The organism is Alistipes shahii WAL 8301 (assembly GCF_025145845.1).
GTDB classification, from domain to species: Bacteria; Bacteroidota; Bacteroidia; order Bacteroidales; family Rikenellaceae; genus Alistipes; species Alistipes shahii.
Genome location: NZ_CP102253.1, coordinates 3,778,802 through 3,798,095, shown reverse-complemented (window position 1 = coordinate 3,798,095; position 19,294 = coordinate 3,778,802). Strand labels below are relative to the sequence as shown.

The following is a 19,294-nucleotide window of genomic DNA, read 5'->3' as shown; positions in this document are numbered from 1 at the left end:
TTGTGAATTATGCATTGCGCAGCAGGTCGTCCATCGAGTAGACCCCTTGTTTTCCGCAGAGGAATTCGGCGGCCACGACGGCTCCCAGGGCCAGCGTGCGGCGGTTCTTGATCGTGTGTCTGATCTCCAGCACGTCATCCTCCGATTCGTAGGTCACGGTGTGGATGCCCGGGACGGCGCCTTTGCGCACGGAGCGGATTTCGATCCGGTCGGCGGGCGCCTCTCCGCTGCGTTCGATGCGGTTGGCGGCGTGTTCGATTCCCGGAGCCAGGTTGACCCAGCCCTGCTTGCCGGCGAGGTTTTCGGCGATTCCCTCGGCCAGCGTGATTGCCGTGCCGCTCGGGGCGTCCTTCTTCTGGGTGTGGTGCACCTCCTCGATGCGCACGTCGTAGCCGCCCACGCGGTCGATCATCGCGGCCAGCTGCCGGTTGAGGCGGAACATCAGGTTCACGCCCAGACAGTAGTTCGAGGCGTAGAACAACGCCCCGCCCCGCTCGCGGCACAGCTCCTGCAACTCCCCGAGGCGGTCGGTCCAGCCCGTCGTGCCGCTCACCGCCGCCACGCCGCATTCGATGCAGGTGCGGATGTTCCGGTAGGCCGTTTCGGGCGTCGTGAACTCCAGCGCGACGTCGATGCCCGCCAGATGTGCGGCGTCGAGTTCGTGCGCGTTGTCCGTGTCGATAATCAGAGCCGCTTCGTGCCCTCTTTCCGTGAGAATCCGTTCGATTTCGCGGCCCATCTTGCCGTATCCTATGATCGCTGCTTTCATTTGTTTTGTCGAAATATTCGTACAAAGATACGAATTATTTATGAATCTAAACGCAGGAGAGCGTACAATAGTATTCCGGAATTTCGTATATTTGCCGGACAAATCATTTCCGGTATGCGCTATTTTCTCGAACTCCGGTACAACGGGGCCGCCTACTGCGGCTGGCAGCGGCAGCCCGACCAGCCGTCGGTGCAGCAGACGCTCGAACGGGCGCTCGCTACCCTGCTGCGCGAACCGGTTGCTCTGACGGGCGCCGGGCGTACCGACACGGGGGTCAATGCGGCCTATTACGTGGCGCACTTCGACTGCGAACGTCCCGTCGCCGATCCTGCGCAGACGGTCTACAAACTCAATTTCCTGCTGCCGGGCGACATTGCCGTGGGCAGCATGACGCCCGTGGCGGAGGATGCACACGCCCGCTTCCACGCCCGCGAACGGGAGTACCGCTACTTCATCGAGCCGCGCAAGAATCCCTTTACGCGGCACGAGACGTGGCAGTATTACGTGCCGCTCGACGTCGGGCGGATGAACGAGGCGGCGGCGATGCTGACCGCGTACGACGACTTCACCTCTTTCGCCAAGCTCAATTCGAACAACAAGACCAACATCTGCCGTGTGAAGGAGGCCGTCTGGACGATCGACTCCCGCGGCACGATGTGTTTCACGATCCGTGCGGACCGGTTTTTGCGGAATATGGTGCGGTCGCTGGTAGGCACGCTGGTCGACGTGGGGCGCGGACGTTACACGCCCGACGGGTTCCGCTCGATCGTCGAGAGCCGCGACCTGTCGCGGTCGAGCGCCGGCGCGCCGGCCCAGGGGTTGTTTCTCTCGGACGTGGTTTACCCGGCGGACATATTCGAACATCAATGTTTCTCTAAATTCAAAATGTTATGATTGGAACGATTGTTTGGCTGATCGGCCTCGTGTGCGCAATCTGGTGCGTGCTGGACATTTTCAAAAAGAACATCTCCACGGGCGGAAAGGTCATCGCGGCGGTCGTGGTGCTGCTCACCAGCTGGGTGGGGCTTGCGGTCTACTACTTCTACGGCCGCGACCATTTGCAGGAGTGGTTCAAATAACCGTCCTGTGCAGGCGAAAACATGCGGCGGACCCACAGAGGTGCGGGATTAAAGTAATGTAACGACTTGATTTATATGGTAGTTACATTTTTGTATAGGAGAGTAGGTAACGAGAAGGCAACGGTTTGTTTTCAGCTTCTTGCGCTCAAATACCGCATTTCAAATAACCTATCGCAAGATACGAAAAATTTTCGAGATGGGCAAATTAGGCAGGGTCAACCGGCGAGTGCAATTTTAAGAAATTAGTTTAAAGAACTTTTTTAGACGAAGAAAATTTTAATTTTCCCGATGTCTTCTGTTCATTGTATTGCACTTGTTTAATAAACTCTTCCGTTAACACAAAGAAATCTGCCCCCATTCAGTATATATTGCCTGATGGTTTATTCTGATTTTCAATTGCCCCTTTTCTGTCAGGGGAAGCATATGAATCGACAAAACATACTTTTGTACCGATAGTTTTTGCAATTTTCTTATGACAAAAGAATTCGCTGCCATGGTCGCTGTGTCGCAATGGTCGGGGACGGCATCAACGACAGTGCGGCGCTGGCGCAGGCCGATCTGGGCATTGCCATGGGGCAGGGGAGCGACATTGCGATCGACGTGGAGAAGGTCACGATTCTTTCGTCCGACCTGACGAAGATCGCCGCGGCGGTCCGCCTTTCGGCCGCGACCGTGCGCACCGTTCGGCAGAACCTTTTCTGGGCGTTTATCTACAACCTGATCGGCGTGCCTGTCGCCGCTGGCGTGCTCTATCCGCTGACCAGGTTTCTGCTCAATTCGATGCTCGTCGGGGCCGCCATGGCCCTGAGTAGTGTGAGCGTTGTGGCCAATAGCCTGCAGCTGAGTACAAAACGGCTCGGCACGAAAGCCGTCCATAAAATAAATACAGAATTTATAACCAAAAAACAAACAGCCATGAAAAAAGAGTATCGTATCGAAGGAATGATGTGCAACCACTGCCGGATGCATGTCGAAAAGGCCCTGAACGGCATCGAAGGTCTCCGTGCCGTTGTTACTCTCGATCCTCCTGCCGCGACGGTCGAATTCACTGGGCGGGAGCCGGAGCTGGCCGAATTGCAGCGGGTGCTGGGCGAAGATTATAAGATCACGGAGCGTTGAAACCCCGGTCTCGGAGCGGCCGCTATCCATCTATAAAGGTATTGCGGCTCCTGAAAACCCCTAAAATTAGGTATTGCCGTTCCCGGCGTAATGTCGTTTCTTTGTATTACTAAAATCTGCCGAGACGCTGCGGGACGGCCCGTTGCGCCGAATGCGGAAAACGAAGAAAAAATTCAAACCGATTATGAGACATTTCGTTTATTGTGCGGCGCTTGCAGCCGCCGTATTTTTCCTTGCTGGGTGCGGCGGGAACCCGAATAAAAAGAACGCTTCGGAGACTCAAACCTCAGAAACGCAGAGTTCCGTCATGGAGGTCGATAACCTGCTCGCCGATGCTGAGAAGTTGACCGGCGGCAAGGTGACGGTCGAGGGCGTCTGCACGCATATCTGCCGCCACGGGGGCCGCAAGATTTTCCTAATGGGAACCGACGATACGCAGGTGATCCGCATTGAAGCCGGAGAGAAGATCGGCAGCTTCAAGCCCGAATGCGTGAACAACGTCGTGCGGGTGACGGGCACGCTGGTCGAAGACCGGATCGACGAGGCTTACCTTGCCGAGTGGGAGCTGCGGCTCAAGGACCAGATCGCCCGGCAGCACGGCGAGGGCGAAGCCGGATGCAGCGCCGAACATCAGGCCCGCGGCGAATCGGTTGCCAGCAGCACCGAAAAGCGTATCGCCGACTTCCGTGCCCGTATCGCCGACCGCAAAGCCAAAGAAGGCAAGGAATACCTTTCGTTCTACCATGTGGACGGCGGGAGTTATGAAGTTTTGAAATAAGAAGTTTTGCACGTCATGGGGACACGGTCGTTTATGTCCGCCGTGAGGAAATGGAGCAGGCCCGTTCACCGCGACCTCTCCTTTTTCTTTTCGGGCGTACTGCTGATTTATGCGGTTTCGGGCTTCATGCTCAACCACAAACGCGATTTCAATTCCGATTATTCGGTGCGCCGGACCGAGCTGGTCTTCGCACAGGAGATACCGCGCGCCGAGCAGGAGTGGACCCGTGCGCGGGCCGAGGAACTGCTCCTGCGCGTCGGCGAGGAGGGCAATTACCTGAAACATTACTTTCCCGAACCGGACCGGTTGAAAGTCTTTATCCGGGGCGGCAGTTCGCTGACGGTCGATCTGGCGTCGGGACACGCCGTCTACGAGTCGATCCGCAAGCGGCCCGTGCTGAGCAGTCTGAACCGGCTGCATTACAATCCGTCGCGCTGGTGGACGGTCTTTTCGGATGTCTTTTTAGCGGGATTGATCGTAATCGTGCTTTCCGGGCTGGTGATGATGCGCGGCCCGAAAGGATTGCGGGGCCGCGGAGGCGTCGAGCTGATCGCGGGGATTCTGATTCCGCTGCTGTTTATTTTCCTGACCTGATCCGGGAAACTGCGTGTGATAAAAGGGCGGACGTCGAAAACGTCCGCCCTTCTCTTGCGTATGGGTTTGTTGTCATCGTTTTGCCGTGCCGAATACCAGCAGCGGGACGAAGAGGAAGAGTCCGAACAAGACGACGCCGACGGTCTGCCAGAGCCGTCCGCCGGGCGATCTGCGGCGGATGAGCGCATAGAACGCGCCGAGCACGAGTCCCAGCCAGAGGGCCTGAAACGACACCTCCGCAATCCGGGGCTTTACGTAGCCGTCCAGCGGCGAGGTGAACGACAGTTCGAAGGGAAACAGGTATTTTGCGTATTCGGCCCATGCCTGCGGTTTCTCTTCGGGGCGGTATTCGTCCGCCAGTGAATAGTCGCGGGCGTTCACGGCGACATAGCGTTTCGATTCGGCGCCTTGGATGGTGACCGTCCAGTAGAACATGTCGCCGATGATCATCATGTTCTCCCGTGTGGGGCCGAATTTCCCGACGGGAATCTCGTGCAGTTTGTAATCCTCCGCACCGAGCGTATAGAAACGCTTTTCGCTGTCCACCAGAAAACCGAGACTTTTGCGGTCGGCGAACTCCGTGACGAAAATCTGGCCGATTTGCAGCGAGTCCGCAACGTCGGTACGGCGCACGAACGGGCGGCCGCGGACCTGCTTCATGTGGTAGACGCGCAGCGCGTCGTCCACCAGCAGGTAGCCGTTGTCGTACCGCTTGCGCGTCGAGGGGTTGCCGGAGACGACGCGGGCCGGGAACGAAAATCCCTTGTCCCGCAGGACTTTGGTGAATGCCGCGCTCTTCTTTTGGTCGATGGTGTTGGTCTCCATATCGACGAACTCGATTCCCTCGCCGGTGATGCGGAACACGTCCGTCGCCGGTTCTAAATCGATGCGGTCGGGCATCGATTCCAGCAGTTGATAGACCGTCGGTCTGCGGCGGTTGATTTCGCCGGGCGACGTGCGGAACATGAAGTTCGTGCGCTCCACGTCGCGCGATTCGACCGCCACGCCCTCGATTTCGGACGGAAACCTCCCTTCGGCGGCGAGTTGGCGGTAATAGAACGTCGGCAGGATACTGTCGAACTGCTGCTGGGTGTAGGTGTTGCCCTGCAGATCGCGTCCGGCGACGTTGTTTTCGCGGTCGAAATCCACCGATGCGAATCCGTGCGTCACGCAGCTGTAGAGCGTGAACGGCGACCACGAAGGCGATGCGAACACGAACGCGTAGCACCACGGCAGCAGCCATGCCAGCAGAAGCGCCGCAAGGAGGATTATTCCGGTTTTGATACTCTTTATCATAGATTTGTCGTTTTGCGGGTTAATCCTGACATCCCTGCTTGAAACGGTATACCGAAAGCAGCGGGAAGAACAGCGAACATACCAGCAGCAGCGCCAGCCACGGCAGCATGCCGTCGTAGGCCTGCGGGGTGTCGGAGAGGAAGAAGATCCGGCAGACGCCCACGGCGATCAGCAGATTCGCCAGCCGCCGTTTCCATGTGGGTTCGAGACAGATCCATGCCGTCAGCAGGTAGAGCGTCAGCCCGGCCAGATACCACGGCAGCGCCGTCAGCAGAATCCGCGCGACCAGTTCGGGCGCCAGCAGGGCGTGGAAGTACCCCCACAGCACGGCGGTTTGCACGATGAACAGCAATGCCAGCGCTCCCAGCCCGATGCCTGACATCAGCAGAATCATCTTCCACTGTGGAAAGGGCAGGTGAAGCGTCAGCTTCAGCCGTTTCTGGGCCATTTCGGGGACGAACTGAACCACTGCGAGCAATACGCCCAGCAGGGCCGGCAGGTATTGGAGAATGTCGATGAAGACAACTTCCTTTTCGAGCATCACCTCCCAGACGTGCGCCGCACCCTTGAAGGTTATCACCCGTTGGACGCGCAGCAGCGCATAGGCGGTGGCTCCGAAGAGGAACAATGCGCTCAGCGGATAGAAGCAGCGCATTTTGATCCACTCTTTGTAGAATATGGCTTTGATCATAATTCGGGTTTAGTATTTTCCGGTCAGTCCGATGAAAGCGTCTTCGAGGTTCAGCGTTTCGCCGCGCAGGTCGCTGCAGACAATGCCCGCGCGCTCCAGCACGCCCTGTACCGTCGCAGGGGAGTCGAACGAATAGAGTTCGGCGCGCCCGTTCACGACGCTCGGGTGGTAGAGGCCGTCGCCGGCGGGGATCGTGACGTCGGCGCCCGGCGTGAAGGTGTATCGCCGGAACGTGCCGAGCAGTTCGCCGACGGGCATCTGTACCAGAATGCTTCCGTAATCCATGATGATACAGTCGTCCACGAGCTTTTCCATGTCCTGAATGATGTGCGAGGTAAGGAAAACGGTCTTCTCCTCGCTCTGCGCATAGTCGCGCAGGTATTCTACGAACAGGCGGCGGTAACCGGGGTCCAGTCCCATCGAGAAGTCGTCAAGCACGAGCAGATCGGCGTTCTGGGCGAGAATCAGCCCTAAGGCCACCTGCGAACGCTGTCCGCACGACATGCGCGAGATGCGCTGCCGGGGCGCCACCTTCAGCATTTCCATCAGTCCGTAATAGGCGTCGCGGTTCCAGCGGGGATAAAACCGCGCATAGAACCGTTCGATCTGCTCGATGGTCATGAAGGCGTACTGCACGTGTCCCTCGATCAGCAGGGCGATCCGGGCGCGGGTTTCGGGCCGCATCGTGCGGATATCCTCGCCGAAGATCAGACACTGTCCGGCGCGCGGTTGGAGATAGCCGCTCAGAATGTTGATGGTCGTGGTTTTTCCGGTGCCGTTTTTACCCAAAAGTCCGAGGATCCGCCCGCGCGGAACCTCGAAACTCAGGTCTTTGTATATCAGCCGCTCCCCGTAACAATGGGTGAGGTTGCGGCATTCGATGACAGAATCGGTCATAAAGAATGGTCGTTCTTCCGGCTTACTTGATCAGCGACGCCTTCGTATTGGACTCGAAGTCGTTGGTCGAGTTGTTCGAGTCGATGAGTTTGCCGTCGGAACCGGTCTTGCGGATCACCGACTTGCCGAAGCGGTAGGCATCTCCGTCGGCCGTACCGCACCATGCGTAACCTGCGTCGAGCGAAGCGTCCCACGGGGCGATGTAGTATTCGTCGCGGCAGCCCGTGTTCACGGCGTCGAGCACCCATTCGTTAGGCACGCGGTAGCAGTTGCGCAGCGGCATCGTGTAGTCCGAGCCGTTCGGGGAGTGGAAGATATACTGGGCGTCTTTGAGCGGGTATTCGGCGAGGAACTGCTTTGCAGTCAGGCCGACGGGCGGCATGGCGATAGCCACGGCGTTGAAGCCGCGGTTGTGGAGCACTTGGACCGTCAATGTCGAAGCGTACCATTTGTCGAGGTTGGGCACGTCGGGGTTGTCGATATCCAGATAGTTCTCGTTCGACGAAACGTCGTACCACTCGAAATCGGCTTTCGTGGCGTCCCACGAGTTCGGGTTGCCGATGGTGTGGTTCTGGGCGTTGTTGACGACGATCAGCGACTCGCCGGCTTTGACCAGCACATCCTGTCCGTGGCCGGGAATGCAGTAGAACGCATTGCCCGCACAACACTCCTTGCGGAAGTCCTTGCCTTCGATCATCTCGCTGTTCATGCCCGAATTGAGTCCGCTCGAAAGGATCAGCATCATGCCGTCGGCATAGAGGTCTTCGTCGGAGTTGTTACGGATCTTGATGTACTGGTCGCCCAGCCACCTGTCAGGCTTTCCCGTTTCGGGAAGCGCCGTGCCTGTGAAGTAGATCTCCTCGATCACGAATTCGCCGGCTTGCAGCGTGATGTCGCTCTGTTTGATGGTTACGGTCGCCAGAACGGTGCTCTTGCCGCTCCGCGTCACGTTCACGACGGTCGAACGTTCCGTCCCCGTTTCGTTCTCATCGACGGACAGCACCAGCGCTTTGCCCGAAGATTCGGCTTTATTGATCTGAACCCACGACGCAGCATCGGCGGGAATATTCACGTCGAAATTTTCCTCGGGCACGTTTACCAGCACATTGCCGCCGAGCGCGCGCAAGATTTCGGATACGACGACGGGATTGACCGTTTCTTCGGGATCGTCGGTGCAGGATGCGAAGCCCGCTGCGAAGAGGGCCGTGGTGAGAATTAAGAAAAGCTTTTTCATAATTGGTTTTTATTATTGGTTTGACAAATATTGGTTCGATCGTTTAGAACAGGATGCCGAACGTCGCCGTCAGAACGTGTTCGGACAATCCTCCGCTGTAAAACCGGGGCGTCCACCCCGCCTCGGCGAAGCAGGCCAGATTCCGGCTCAGGCGGCGTTCGGCCCGCAGGGACACCTCGGGGGCGACGGCCCGGCCGCTCAGCCGCGCCGCCGTGTAAGTCAGGTATTCCGAAATGTTGTTCAGCACGTTGCTGAGCGAAACCTCCTCGTCGGGCGAGACGTAACAGCCGATTCCTGCCGTCGCTTTCACGCGCCACTGCGGACGGAGCCATTCTGCGCTGCCGCGTACCGCTCCGCAGAACTGCGCGAGCCGCATCCGCCGTACCGGGTAGGCGTACGTGGCCGTGGACTGCCGCCATTCCGCGCGGGGACTGAGCATGTAATTCACCGTGCCGCGCCGCCATTCGACGGTCGCTTCGGCGTCGGCGTGCCAGATACGGTTCTTATACATCGCCTGTTCATCGACGATGACGCTGTGTCCCGTACGGTCGGCTATCATTTCGATACTGCGGCGCAGTTCATAGCCGCCTCCGGCGCGCAGGCACCAGCGGCCGCTGCGGTAGGCTGCGGAGAGGGTCGCCTGACGGGTTTTGAGCCGGGTTATGGGGACCGTGTTGTTGGATTTGTTGAGCCGCTCCGTCGTAAGGCTTTCGAATGCGGCACGGGCATACCAGCCTTTCGCGTGCCGCGGCATGAGCTGTGCCGCCAGCAGACAACCCTTTCCGTCATAGCCGATGTTGAAACTCTCGCTGTTCAGTGAATAGCGGGTGTAATAACTGCCCAGTCCGGTCATATACAGCTCGGAAGAGCTGGCGCCGGGCGGATAGAAAAAGTCTATGTCCTGATCCTGTTTATAGAGCCGCCCCTGCAGGTCCAGCCCCAAAACGTACTGAGGGAACTGCATGCCTACGCCGAGTTTGATCGTGAAATCCGACACGACGTTGTGGGGCCGCGGATCGACCTGACGGTATTCCTGTCCGGCGCGGTAGTCGCCCCGGATCGCAAGGTCGAAGCGTCCCACCCGGTGGACATAGCCGCCGCCGAAAGCATATTCCTCGGTCGAGAGGTTTCCTCCGGCGGAATCCGCCGTGATGCAGGGATAGAGCAGCAGGTAGTCGGCCGTGGAGTTCCAGCAGACGTTGCGGCGGTTGCCGCGGACGTACCGGGCGTCTGCCCACGTTGCCGACCGCTCGCTGAGCCGCCGGTAGCTTTCGGCATAAAATCCCCCGTCGAAGGCTCCGTCGCCCAGCGGCTGCAGCAGCGCCTCCTGCTCACGGCGCAGGTCGATGCGGAGCGAGATCTGCGAAAGCGACTGTTCGCTGCGGTAGAGCATCATCGCGGGCGACTCCGTATGAAATCCGGCTACGGCCCGTTCGTCCTCCGCGCTGAAAACGGAAGAACGCTCCAATACGCCGAGCGTATCGCGCTGGGCGGAAGCGGCGGCGGGCAGCAGCGCCAGTATCGACAGGAAAAGGGCCTTCATCATCGTCAGATCGATTTTAGTAACAACACGATCGATTCGCTGTCCTCTACCCAAGTCATTGCTGCTGGAATCTGATTGTAATCCGTGCAGCGCAGAATCTTCTTTTCTCCGGTCGAATAGGTCGCGTCGGCTTCGACGATGAACGTGTAAACCCCTTTGCGGAGCCGTATTGTCGCGCTGTTCTGTTCGGCGGCGGGAAATGGCACCCGCTCTCCGGAGTTGATATTGTCGAAGTAGGAGATGTCCGTGCGTATTTCCAGCTTTTCGACGGGGCGGCTGTCCGGCATCACGAACCGGATGGACAGTTCGGTGAAAATCGAATCGTCTTTTTCGCAGGCCGAAAACAGCAGTGCGGAGAGCAGAAACAGGGTCCGTATGGTAGATTTCATCATCATCGCATTACAGTTTGAAGTTGAGTTCCATGCCGAAATAGGGGCTGGAATAGCGGCGTACCAGTGCGCTGGTCTCGTTTCTGTACGAAGGACTGTATGTGAACAGCCGGTTTACGAAAATCGCAATGTTGAGCCGGTCGCGGTAAAGCCGTTTCGAGATTTTGAGATTGACGTTCATACTGAAAGGCGTGAGACGGTAGAGATAGGCTTCTTTCGATACGTTGTCGTGGATCATATGCTGCAAAATACCGTCGGCTGCCGACTCGGCCGTAAACGGATGTTCCTGTAACTGCAGGTCGAGGTAGCTGGTCGGCGCAGGATTGCACCATTCGGCCTTCATGCCGGAAAACCACTGGCATTGGAACGACGTGGAGAAAATCAGCCCCAGTTTGGGAATCTGGGTGTCGAGCAGGAAATTGGTGTTGCATACTTCGTGAAACGTGTTGTCGTCCTGATCGTAAAGCCCGATGTAAGGATAGGGCGTCCCTTCTGCGAGCTGTACGGTCGTCAGGACGTACTGGGGTTCGCTGTTCTCATAGCGGGTTTTGAAATAGGCGCCCGAGACGATGAGTTTCGTGGCCAGCGCCCGGATGCGCCGCGTGGAGAGCGAGAATTCGATGCCCTGCTTGAATGTGCGGCTTCCGTTGGTCTTGACGCCGACGGTCTGGAATACCGTTTTGTCCTTGTAGGGAAGCCATTCGAGCTGCGGCGGTCCGGTGAACTCCATATCCTTGAGCGGTCCGGTGTCGTATTCGCGGTAGGTCCGGGTGAGTACGTCGGTCGAGGTGCGGAATCCCGAGGTCATATTCTCCCGGAAATAGGTTACCGACAATCCGTATCCGTTCCACTCCGCATTGCCGCGCACCTCCCATTTGAAGTTCCGCGCCGCCTTCAGGTCGTAATTGGTGGGGTCGTGCTTGAAGACTTCCACATTGATACGGCGTTTCGATTCGTCGTCCGCCGGGAAATAGTTGAGCCGCGTGTAATAGGAGTAGTCCGGTTCGGGGAAGAGCTGGTCGAGCGTAGGCGTTTTGGTGTGCCATCCCGCGCCGCCCGCGAATGTGATGCGCATCGGGTCGCCTGCCATGTCGAACGCCGGAAGCGTCACCGAGAGGTTGGCACGCGGATCGAAATGGAATTTGCCCTGCAGGGTGTAACGGCTTCCGAGATTGGCCATGGCCGTCGTACGCAGTCCGGCCATTATCTCGATCCGCCACTCGCCGGCCGTAATCGTCGTATTGTCCTCCAGAAACGCCGAGAGCCGGTGCAGCGCCGGCAGGGCGTCGTAACGCCGCGGATGGGAACTCATCAGGTCGGTAAATGGGCGCGTCACGTCGTAAAGCAGACCGCCGCCGTAATTTTTCGACATGTTCCATTCGGCTCCGATGCGGATCGTGTTGCGGCTCAGCGGGGTGTCGGCTCCCAGCAGGGCTACCGCCTTGGCGTTGGCGTAGAACGGTTTGTTGTCCACCTGCAGGGTCGCTTCATAGCGGACCGGCAGCACTTCCATATCGAAGACGCCCTCTTCGACTGCCGTGCGTATAGGGACGTTGCCGCTGTTCGCTCGGTAACGCCAGCGGTCGATCAGGTCGAATTCGGAAGAGACGGAAGCGGAAAAATCGAAGCTGCGGAAAAAATTCGCACCCTTGGATTCGGCGGTGAAATTCACCGCCGCGACGACGTTGTTGTAACTCGATTTGTAGCGTTCGAGGGGGATGCCCGCCGGGCCTTCGTCGATATCCCGGTCGCTTTTTTGGCGGTCGAAAGAGCCGGTGTAGTCGAGCGATCCGCCCAACGTGTAACGGTAGGCCGAGGTGCTTTCCCAGCGTTTCTTCATGCGCCACGATCCGGTCGCACGCTGGTAGTTCTGGCGCGTATTGCGCGGGTCGTCGTGGGAGTTGAGCCATGTCGCGCCGACGTTCATCGTCAGCAGGTCGGCCGGAGCGCCCCATTCGAATCCTTTGCCGACATAGAGCAGCTGGCTGCCCAGATCCGCTTTGAAGCGGGCTTCGAGGTTGCGGCCTCCCTCCTTGCGCTTGATCTTGATCAGTCCGCTGGTCAGATCGCCGTATTCGACCGACGGAATGCCCTGCTGAATCTCTACCGAAGCTATTTCATCGGTCGGCATCGTGCGCATGTCGACGCCTCTGTTCAATGAAATATTATTGCCGACGGTCGTTCCCGAATTGTATGTCATGCCCGCGTCGTTCGACATCGGAATTCCGTCCATGACGAACGAAACGCCGAGCGATGTAGTCTGGTAATCGCTGTTCGAGGTGCCGATCTCGCGCAGATGAATGTGGTTCGAGGAGGAAAACGAGGGGTCGGAGGCCCGTCCGCCGGGCAGCAGTTCGAGCAGGTCCCCGAAACTCGACGGCTGGATGTGGTTCATCGCGTCCCGGCCGATATGCACGCCCGAGACCGGTCCCCGCACTTGGGTCGCCGTGATTACGACCTCGCGGATCTGCGTGTCGCTTGTCCGGAGCCGGACGGTCCGCAGCATGTCGCTGCCGCTGACGGGCCGTACCTCCATCCGTTGGGAGACATATCCGATATATGAGATATCCGCATTGTAGGTATTCGCGGGCAGGGTGAAACGTGCCCGGCCCTCCTCATCGGTCGTCGTCGCGTAGGCCTTTCCCCCCCCCGACATAGGAGTCAGCGCCACCGTAGCATACGCCAGCGGATTGTGCAGGGAATCGGTAACTTCGAACGTGATCCCGGCGTCGGGCCGGCCGGACTGCCCGTACGTGTACGCAGGCAGCAGGATAAATAGCAAATATTTCAGGAGTAGCCGCATAGTTCTGTTTTCACGGGACAAAAGTATAGCGCCCCGGCATATGCGGCAATCGCCATATCTTGGTAAATTGCATTGCAATCATCACCAATTAATAATGAGTTGCGTTCGTGCGGCATCCCATCATAATGCTATCCGGCCGCGCCAAAACCCCTAAAATCCGGTATTGACGATCCGGTGGGAATGCTGTTTCTTTGCCGTAAACCAAAAACGACGAAATTATGACTGGTATCTTTTTCGGCAGTACGATGGGCACGACCGAGGCCGTGGCTGCGGATATTGCCAAACAATTGGGCGTCGCGGACGCCGATGTACACAATGTGGCCGATACGCCGGCCGGCGAAGTGCAGAAATACGACCTGCTCGTGCTGGGTTCTTCGACGTGGGGCGCAGGCGAATTGCAGGACGACTGGTACGGCTTTTTGGATCAGCTGAAGGCGCAGGATCTGAGCGGTAAAAAGGTGGCGCTTTTCGGCTGCGGCGACAGCGGTTCCTATCCCGATACGTTCTGCGATGCCGTCGGGCTGATTTACGACGGCTTGCAGCAGAGCGGCTGCACGTTCGTCGGAGCCTATGCGCCCGAAGGGTATGACGAAACAGGTTCGCTGGTCTGCCGCGGCGGAAAGTTCGTGGGACTTGCCGTCGATGAAAGCGCGCCCGACAAGACCGACCGGCGGGTTGCCGCATGGTGCGAACAGATTAAAAACGAGTAACGATGAGCGCCGAGGAGTTCAGCCGTTACGATTCGATGAAGCTGTTCCTGCACCAGATTTACGAGTTCCAGAAAGGTGTACGGAGTCTGGTGCTCTGCACGATGTGCCGCACCTGCGCTTCTCTGCTCTCCGAGCGGCTGGAAAGGCTGGGTATCGCTTACCGGATTCAGTCGGTGACCGACAGCAAGGTGAATCTTTACTTCGGCAACCGCATGTGTCTGGAGACCGTGGCGACATTCATCCACAAGCCGCTCAACGAACTCTCCGCCGAGGAGGATTTCATGCTCGGCGCGATGCTCGGCTACGACATCGCCGGGCAGTGCGAACGTTATTGCAAACGAAAGTCTCCGGGTGTTTCATCAGAACAAGCGGCGGTCAACTGACCGCCGCCTATTCCTTCCTGATCTGCGCCGTGAACGAATCCCCCGCGCCGACACCGTCGGCCACTTCGACGTGCGGCGTGGCGACGTACGACATGCCGTCCGGAGTGAATACATGGCTTCCGACGGCGCCGCAGGTGAGTATCACGGTACGGAGTCCGTATTTTTCGAGCAGGTCGCGGCACTGCGCCTGTATGCCGAACATCCGGCTTACGACGGTCAACTCCTCGTCGTTTGTTTTCAGAATATTGCTGCGGCAGAGCGAGTCGTGGACCACCTCCGGCGAATAGAAATGCTGCCGCAGGTTGATGTCGAAGATCTTATAATGTCCCGCTGCGCAAAAAACGGAACCGCGGAAAAGCCACAGTCCCGATTCTTTGCCGTTGCTCTCCGTTATTCTGTTTCGAAATCATGCGACAGCTTATGTCCGTTCTCATCGACACGCAACGATACGATATGGAGGTGCTGCCGATCAATGTCCTTATGTTTGAAGACGATATAGGGCTGATCTCCGTAACCCATCTTCTGCATGTATTCATTTGCGATTTCCCGCAACTGTTCGTCTGTCAGCCTGTCTTCCGGTGAAGGGTTCAGCGAAGCATGGAAGACCGTATTGGTCGTTCTGCGGTTGGCTTCGAGGTAGGGCCAGAAACTATCCATGCAGGCATCGATATCCAGTCGTACGTGTTTATCGAACGGTTCGAGCATCTTCTGCCAAAGCGGCACCTCGGCTTCATCCTTATCCACTTTCTCCTTGTTATAGCGCAAAGCCCCACCGGGCGAGGAACCCGATCTTATATTCGCAACCACTCCTTAGCTTGTTTTGCAAGGTTGAGAATCTCGATACTCAGAGCCTTTAATTCTCTCGTTCGCTGTTCCAAAGCAGCGATCTGATGCGGGATCGCGATGTTGGAAAAGTGCGAATTGATGACCTTTACAATCTGATTATGTAGGCTAAGTACCCGGCGCCTTGTCATATTTCTATGATAGGTTTCCCAATACTCGCCTCCGAACCGGACGTACACCTTCCAGCGTATCCGGCTCTCCGCTAATATTGTCAGTCTAAAACGTTCCATGATGTATCTTTTGATGACAGCTGCCGCAAACGGCCATAGCCTTACGCCGTCTGGCAATCATCAGTTTTTCCCAATTCTCCTTGCCTTTCAGTTCTCCGAGTTTACGCACATGGTGCATAACCAGATTGTCCGTAGCACCGCACAACTCGCATTTCCGAGCTTTCAGCCTGTCTATAAGGCTTGTGGTGCTGACGCCGGGCATTGGATTCGGGCATCTGTCAATCGACCGATCATAAGAAGGTCTTTTTCTTTTGAACCCTTCATTGTATAAGCGACGTTCTTTTACCTGGCCGTTTTTTACCGTATACCCGACTGTAAAGACTCCGTTGCGTTTGTATTTCCGGCAAATTCGTCTTACTGTGGTTCGGTATTTCCCGGCAAAGGTTTTGTACATACTGTACTGCATGATGTAGTGAAAAGTGTTCAGTTCAGAAGCGTTGTTAGCTATCGAGTAATAGTTGTAAAACCCTCTGATCTCGGCATTGTAACTGTCAAGGATTTCAAGGTCGTCATTATTGATAAGTTCCGACCGGTGTTTGGGAATCCATTGCTCGTGCCCGTTATGATAGCTGAATTTCAGCACGCAGAGTTCCAGCAATTTTTTCTTTATTACTTCGGTCGTTACCTTTAATCTGACCTTGTTTCCATACACACGGGACAGGCTTCCCCGTTTGTTCCGTTTTTGCAGGTTCGACCTGCGGACAGTCACCTCATATCCGAGGAATTTTGCAGGCTTTTCAGTATGAGTGATGAGCGTTTTCTCATCCGATAATTCCAATGCCAGTCTGTCTGCAAGGAAACGCTTTATATCGTCCTTGATCTTTACGGCATCTTCTTTACTGCCGATAATTCCAATGAGGAAGTCGTCGGCATACCTCACATATTTAAGCCTCTTGAAGTTTCCGTCCATAGGTGCGAAGCACGGCATCGCGGATCGGGTTTTGTCTATCTCTTTAAGCCGGTTAACAAGCACTTTTCTTTCTACATTATTTGTCGCTGTTTTGAGTTCACGCATAACCAGCCTCTTTTGGTAAGTGAGAACTTCGTATTCCCGTTGCTGTCTTCCCCTATCTCCCTTGTCGAATTTGGAAGCATATTCTTTCATGTACTTATCCAGTTTGTCCAAATAGATATTGGCCAATATCGGACTGATAATTCCACCTTGCGGCATTCCGCTGTACGTTCCATGAAATTGCCATTGTTCCAAGTAACCCGCTTTTAGAAATTTTCTGATAAGTCGTATGAATCGTTCGTCGGAGATACGTTCCTTTAAGATGTCGATCAGAATATCATGATTGACATTGTCGAAGAAACCTTTTATATCTCCTTCGATGAACCACTTCTTACCCGTAAAAGTCTTCTGTACGGCATTCAATGCGGTGTGGCAGCTGCGATGCGGACGGAAGCCGTGCGAAGTATCTTCAAAGTGACCTTCGTAAATAGCTTCCAGTACCATTCGTACTACCTCCTGCACCAGTTTGTCGTCGAAAGAGGGTACGCCGAGAGGTCGTGTCTTTCCGTTTTTCTTCGGGATGTGCACTCTTCTCGATGGCTGGGGAGAGTAGCTTTCGTCTTTCAACGAAAGGATCAGTTTCTCAATGCGGGAAAGGCTCATACGGTCGATGGTTTTCCCGTCTGCACCTTGTGTCATATTACCCGGCTTGGCATATATTCGCTGATAAGCCAGATAATACATTTCCTCATTGAAAAGAATACGATAAAGCCTCTCAAACCTGTATTCCGTGGTTTGACTATGCTTTGTCAGACTGTTTAATACTCTTGCGGGACTTCTCATAATGCCTCTCGCATTTTCCGTTAATCGTATTAATGAATATTAGCTGCCGCCCTTCGCCTTGTACGAGGCTTTCCCCCGCGCGGACTACTACGGCGGCTCCGTTACCATACCGGATATTCATAGACCTTCGTCCAATAGCCTTACGGCATTCCGGTTTAGGTAATCCCCGTTTGCGATATAATAACTATGGCGCGACAGATTGTCGGATATGACGTCCGCCTTTTACTGCTTATTGCAGTTGCGTCGTGATAAGTTCTTGCTCTCTCTGTACAACTACCACAATGAGAGTATCACGATATGACGAGTATAGTTACCTTAACGTCACAGTTTCGCTAGGTACCGCTCAGGCTGTCATTCAATCAATCCGGATTTTATCCTCATACCTGTCTTTCATCACCCCATTCAGTCGCAGTCCGATAACTGACTGACTTATGGTTTACCCCCGACATGCTACACTCCCTGTCCGGTTTCCCTTTCAGATAAGTCGGTTGATGATAGGTTATTTTCAAAGAACACTTACCTAATAGCTTGCCATCGCTATATTTATTATATCGCCTTGACGGGCACACAGTTATTCCCCAGCTTTTGAAATTGGAAATAAAAGTCATTCAGCCGGGCAATAAACTGCGTCTTCGACGGGTCGCGTTTGATGACGACAAACTCCTCGGCGAAGATTCTTTTGACGATAAAACGGCTCCGGTTATGCTCCGATCCCGCCTTATAAAGCATCTGCTTAAAGCGGATATTCTCCTCCGTGGTGAGTTTGAAATTATACCTGTGGACTCTGGGATCTGTCGTTGTCGGGCGTCCGATCCTCTTTTTTGAACTTGTCATATCGTAGGTTGTAAGGTGGCGTGACTCGGGAACGCCACCCGGCCTCGCAGAGCGAGCACCTTTCGTATGCCGAAAATTTTTTCGGCATACGAAGGTACAGCTCGCTCGCCTCAAGTGAGGCGAAAAATCCGCGGCGGAAAAATTTTCGAAAAATCTATGCCAAACCTCCGCTACGGCTTCCGAGGGTGGGTCGTTTCCCTCTGCAATATTACAACCATGCGGGCGCCAAAACAAACCCTCGGTACGGACTGGAGCGGTCTGGAGCGGACATCGGAACCGAGGTATTTCACCCAGTTGTATCTTGCAGCATGAAAGGTCGATTTTCTTATTGCGTTCATTATCCCGATATAAACTGCATGAAATAGAAAACGGTATTTTGAATGGTTTAACCCAATAAACCAGACATACATACTCTATGCTCGTATGGCTGACAATCAATCTCAAAAACGTTGCACCATGGATTCATTAAAGGAAAAAGACAACCCCGCACCCAATCCTGCTAAGCGTCCCCGTATCGAAGTCGACGAGGAACTGATGCGTCAGATGATCGCCGGACAAGCCCCTTTGGACTCGGAAGTCGTCCGCAGGATTCCCGAGCCGGAAGAGGAAGATACGAACGCTCTTGAGGAAAACACATCGGAAACGGTATCCGGAGCATCGGCACCGACTGCTGAGAAAACAGGCATAGACTCCACTGCGAGTACCGTAAAAGAACATTCCGGTTTCCGTCGGAAAAAGCTCACGCTACCGGATTTTGAACGCACGTTCTTCGCTCCGGTGGATTGCCGCAACCGCTCTGCGATCTATGTCAGTACCCGAACCAAGCACAAAGTATCGGAAATACTCCACCTGTTAGGGAATGAGAGTACAAGGCTTACGGCCTTGGTCGACAATATGCTGCGATTTGTCATGGACATTTACAGCGGTGAGCTGAATTATCTCCACGAGAAGAAGAACAACAGACGACCGTTTTGAACAGACAATGCGAATTATAACGGACAGCTGAACGAAACGTCGGGAGCGGTTGTTATGCCTATTGGGGTATATGACGTGCGTGTCGTGGATTATGGCTATTGGAGGGGCAGTCCGCAGGGTAGCGTCCGGGCCGCAGAAAGCCGCCTATTCCGACGGTAGAATTCTAAGATAAAACCAAATAAAAGCTGCAAAAAGTTTCATGCCCGGAAATTGTCATTTTTTGTCGTAGCGTTTAGCAAAATGATTCTGGTTATGGGATGCAAGGCCGCGAAGCGCTTGTATAGCCTTGCATCCCATAGTCAGAATCGTTAATTTGCGGAGTACGGAAATGA

Annotated in this window: 18 protein-coding genes and 3 pseudogenes; 8 read left to right on the top strand and 13 right to left on the bottom strand. The window is 55.5% G+C overall.

Annotated features, from left to right (window positions below; all coding sequences use genetic code 11):
* Nucleotides 1-7 precede the first annotated feature (7 nt).
* Nucleotides 8-769, bottom strand: a complete 762-nt coding sequence (gene dapB / locus NQ492_RS16135) for a 4-hydroxy-tetrahydrodipicolinate reductase (RefSeq protein WP_015547720.1) — start codon at nt 767-769, stop codon at nt 8-10.
* A 114-nt stretch (nt 770-883) separates the two neighbouring features.
* Here dapB and truA point away from each other — a divergent pair, with 114 nt between their 5' ends.
* From truA to NQ492_RS16110, 5 genes and pseudogenes are all read left to right on the top strand, one after another.
* On the top strand, nt 884-1,663 hold the full coding sequence (gene truA, locus NQ492_RS16130) for a tRNA pseudouridine(38-40) synthase TruA (RefSeq protein WP_015547719.1): 780 nt from the start codon (nt 884-886) through the stop codon (nt 1,661-1,663).
* Complete coding sequence (locus NQ492_RS16125) at nt 1,660-1,848, top strand: PLDc N-terminal domain-containing protein (RefSeq protein ID WP_015547718.1); 189 nt, start codon at nt 1,660-1,662, stop codon at nt 1,846-1,848. The genes truA and NQ492_RS16125 overlap by 4 nt, the downstream gene beginning before the upstream one ends.
* A gap of 468 nt (nt 1,849-2,316) precedes the next feature.
* A pseudogene (locus NQ492_RS16120) lies at nt 2,317-2,967 on the top strand (heavy-metal-associated domain-containing protein); the annotation flags it as partial.
* Nucleotides 2,968-3,118: 151 nt separating this feature from the next.
* Nucleotides 3,119-3,745 carry an OB-fold nucleic acid binding domain-containing protein gene (locus tag NQ492_RS16115; RefSeq protein WP_009597723.1) on the top strand — a complete coding sequence of 209 codons (627 nt, stop codon included), beginning with the start codon at nt 3,119-3,121 and terminating at the stop codon, nt 3,743-3,745.
* Between the two features lie 33 nt (nt 3,746-3,778).
* Nucleotides 3,779-4,339: a PepSY-associated TM helix domain-containing protein gene (locus tag NQ492_RS16110; RefSeq protein ID WP_015547716.1), complete on the top strand. Its 561-nt coding sequence runs from the start codon at nt 3,779-3,781 to the stop codon at nt 4,337-4,339.
* Nucleotides 4,340-4,411: 72 nt separating this feature from the next.
* Here the strand turns inward: NQ492_RS16110 and NQ492_RS16105 are convergent, their stop codons facing one another.
* Genes NQ492_RS16105 through NQ492_RS16075 form a run of 7 tightly spaced genes read right to left on the bottom strand, consistent with a single transcriptional unit; the run spans nt 4,412 to nt 13,192 of the window.
* Complete coding sequence (locus NQ492_RS16105; RefSeq protein ID WP_015547715.1) at nt 4,412-5,635, bottom strand: DUF4857 domain-containing protein; 1,224 nt, start codon at nt 5,633-5,635, stop codon at nt 4,412-4,414.
* 19 nt (nt 5,636-5,654) lie between these two features.
* On the bottom strand, nt 5,655-6,326 hold the full coding sequence (locus tag NQ492_RS16100) for a hypothetical protein (RefSeq protein WP_014776532.1): 672 nt from the start codon (nt 6,324-6,326) through the stop codon (nt 5,655-5,657).
* Nucleotides 6,327-6,335: 9 nt separating this feature from the next.
* Nucleotides 6,336-7,223, bottom strand: coding sequence for an ABC transporter ATP-binding protein (locus NQ492_RS16095; protein WP_009597708.1), 888 nt, complete (start codon nt 7,221-7,223; stop codon nt 6,336-6,338).
* A gap of 22 nt (nt 7,224-7,245) precedes the next feature.
* The gene (locus NQ492_RS16090; protein WP_015547714.1) at nt 7,246-8,457 is read right to left on the bottom strand and encodes a DUF4876 domain-containing protein; all 1,212 of its coding nucleotides are present in this window, start codon (nt 8,455-8,457) and stop codon (nt 7,246-7,248) included.
* Between the two features lie 43 nt (nt 8,458-8,500).
* A complete protein-coding gene (locus NQ492_RS16085) occupies nt 8,501-10,003 on the bottom strand; it encodes a DUF6850 family outer membrane beta-barrel protein (protein WP_015547713.1) in 1,503 nt (500 codons plus the stop codon).
* Between the two features lie 2 nt (nt 10,004-10,005).
* On the bottom strand, nt 10,006-10,389 hold the full coding sequence (locus NQ492_RS16080; RefSeq protein WP_227901092.1) for a hypothetical protein: 384 nt from the start codon (nt 10,387-10,389) through the stop codon (nt 10,006-10,008).
* 10 nt (nt 10,390-10,399) lie between these two features.
* Nucleotides 10,400-13,192, bottom strand: coding sequence for a TonB-dependent receptor (locus tag NQ492_RS16075; RefSeq protein ID WP_015547712.1), 2,793 nt, complete (start codon nt 13,190-13,192; stop codon nt 10,400-10,402).
* A 218-nt stretch (nt 13,193-13,410) separates the two neighbouring features.
* Here NQ492_RS16075 and NQ492_RS16070 point away from each other — a divergent pair, with 218 nt between their 5' ends.
* Both NQ492_RS16070 and NQ492_RS16065 read left to right on the top strand, forming a co-directional pair.
* Complete coding sequence (locus NQ492_RS16070; RefSeq protein ID WP_009597720.1) at nt 13,411-13,902, top strand: flavodoxin; 492 nt, start codon at nt 13,411-13,413, stop codon at nt 13,900-13,902.
* Nucleotides 13,903-13,904: 2 nt separating this feature from the next.
* Nucleotides 13,905-14,285: a DUF2023 family protein gene (locus NQ492_RS16065; RefSeq protein ID WP_009597722.1), complete on the top strand. Its 381-nt coding sequence runs from the start codon at nt 13,905-13,907 to the stop codon at nt 14,283-14,285.
* Nucleotides 14,286-14,310: 25 nt separating this feature from the next.
* Here the strand turns inward: NQ492_RS16065 and NQ492_RS16060 are convergent.
* The 5 genes and pseudogenes from NQ492_RS16060 to NQ492_RS16040 all read right to left on the bottom strand — a co-directional run.
* Nucleotides 14,311-14,613, bottom strand: a pseudogene (locus tag NQ492_RS16060) (PfkB family carbohydrate kinase); the annotation flags it as partial.
* A 71-nt stretch (nt 14,614-14,684) separates the two neighbouring features.
* A pseudogene (locus tag NQ492_RS16055) lies at nt 14,685-15,092 on the bottom strand (relaxase/mobilization nuclease domain-containing protein); the annotation flags it as partial.
* Complete coding sequence (locus tag NQ492_RS16050) at nt 15,077-15,259, bottom strand: plasmid mobilization protein (RefSeq protein ID WP_231839960.1); 183 nt, start codon at nt 15,257-15,259, stop codon at nt 15,077-15,079. The gene NQ492_RS16050 and the pseudogene NQ492_RS16055, both read right to left, overlap by 16 nt.
* Before the next feature lie 85 nt (nt 15,260-15,344).
* Nucleotides 15,345-17,153, bottom strand: coding sequence for a reverse transcriptase/maturase family protein (locus tag NQ492_RS16045; protein ID WP_259873402.1), 1,809 nt, complete (start codon nt 17,151-17,153; stop codon nt 15,345-15,347).
* A gap of 546 nt (nt 17,154-17,699) precedes the next feature.
* The gene (locus tag NQ492_RS16040; protein ID WP_118406431.1) at nt 17,700-17,987 is read right to left on the bottom strand and encodes a plasmid mobilization protein; all 288 of its coding nucleotides are present in this window, start codon (nt 17,985-17,987) and stop codon (nt 17,700-17,702) included.
* A gap of 456 nt (nt 17,988-18,443) precedes the next feature.
* Here NQ492_RS16040 and NQ492_RS16035 point away from each other — a divergent pair, with 456 nt between their 5' ends.
* Nucleotides 18,444-18,962, top strand: a complete 519-nt coding sequence (locus tag NQ492_RS16035) for a DUF3408 domain-containing protein (RefSeq protein ID WP_009596716.1) — start codon at nt 18,444-18,446, stop codon at nt 18,960-18,962.
* Nucleotides 18,963-19,294: the final 332 nt, after the last annotated feature.

Excerpts from the sequence above, each read along its gene's own strand:
- dapB (WP_015547720.1), bottom strand. The coding sequence starts at position 769 with ATGAAAGCAGCGATCATAGGATACGGCAAGATGGGCCGCGAAATCGAA.
- truA (WP_015547719.1), top strand. The coding sequence starts at position 884 with ATGCGCTATTTTCTCGAACTCCGGTACAACGGGGCCGCCTACTGCGGC.
- NQ492_RS16125 (WP_015547718.1), top strand. The coding sequence starts at position 1,660 with ATGATTGGAACGATTGTTTGGCTGATCGGCCTCGTGTGCGCAATCTGG.
- NQ492_RS16115 (WP_009597723.1), top strand. The coding sequence starts at position 3,119 with ATGCGGAAAACGAAGAAAAAATTCAAACCGATTATGAGACATTTCGTT.
- NQ492_RS16110 (WP_015547716.1), top strand. The coding sequence starts at position 3,779 with ATGTCCGCCGTGAGGAAATGGAGCAGGCCCGTTCACCGCGACCTCTCC.
- NQ492_RS16105 (WP_015547715.1), bottom strand. The coding sequence starts at position 5,635 with ATGATAAAGAGTATCAAAACCGGAATAATCCTCCTTGCGGCGCTTCTG.
- NQ492_RS16100 (WP_014776532.1), bottom strand. The coding sequence starts at position 6,326 with ATGATCAAAGCCATATTCTACAAAGAGTGGATCAAAATGCGCTGCTTC.
- NQ492_RS16095 (WP_009597708.1), bottom strand. The coding sequence starts at position 7,223 with ATGACCGATTCTGTCATCGAATGCCGCAACCTCACCCATTGTTACGGG.
- NQ492_RS16090 (WP_015547714.1), bottom strand. The coding sequence starts at position 8,457 with ATGAAAAAGCTTTTCTTAATTCTCACCACGGCCCTCTTCGCAGCGGGC.
- NQ492_RS16085 (WP_015547713.1), bottom strand. The coding sequence starts at position 10,003 with ATGATGAAGGCCCTTTTCCTGTCGATACTGGCGCTGCTGCCCGCCGCC.
- NQ492_RS16080 (WP_227901092.1), bottom strand. The coding sequence starts at position 10,389 with ATGAAATCTACCATACGGACCCTGTTTCTGCTCTCCGCACTGCTGTTT.
- NQ492_RS16075 (WP_015547712.1), bottom strand. The coding sequence starts at position 13,192 with ATGCGGCTACTCCTGAAATATTTGCTATTTATCCTGCTGCCTGCGTAC.
- NQ492_RS16070 (WP_009597720.1), top strand. The coding sequence starts at position 13,411 with ATGACTGGTATCTTTTTCGGCAGTACGATGGGCACGACCGAGGCCGTG.
- NQ492_RS16065 (WP_009597722.1), top strand. The coding sequence starts at position 13,905 with ATGAGCGCCGAGGAGTTCAGCCGTTACGATTCGATGAAGCTGTTCCTG.
- NQ492_RS16050 (WP_231839960.1), bottom strand. The coding sequence starts at position 15,259 with ATGACAAGGCGCCGGGTACTTAGCCTACATAATCAGATTGTAAAGGTC.
- NQ492_RS16045 (WP_259873402.1), bottom strand. The coding sequence starts at position 17,153 with ATGAGAAGTCCCGCAAGAGTATTAAACAGTCTGACAAAGCATAGTCAA.
- NQ492_RS16040 (WP_118406431.1), bottom strand. The coding sequence starts at position 17,987 with ATGACAAGTTCAAAAAAGAGGATCGGACGCCCGACAACGACAGATCCC.
- NQ492_RS16035 (WP_009596716.1), top strand. The coding sequence starts at position 18,444 with ATGGATTCATTAAAGGAAAAAGACAACCCCGCACCCAATCCTGCTAAG.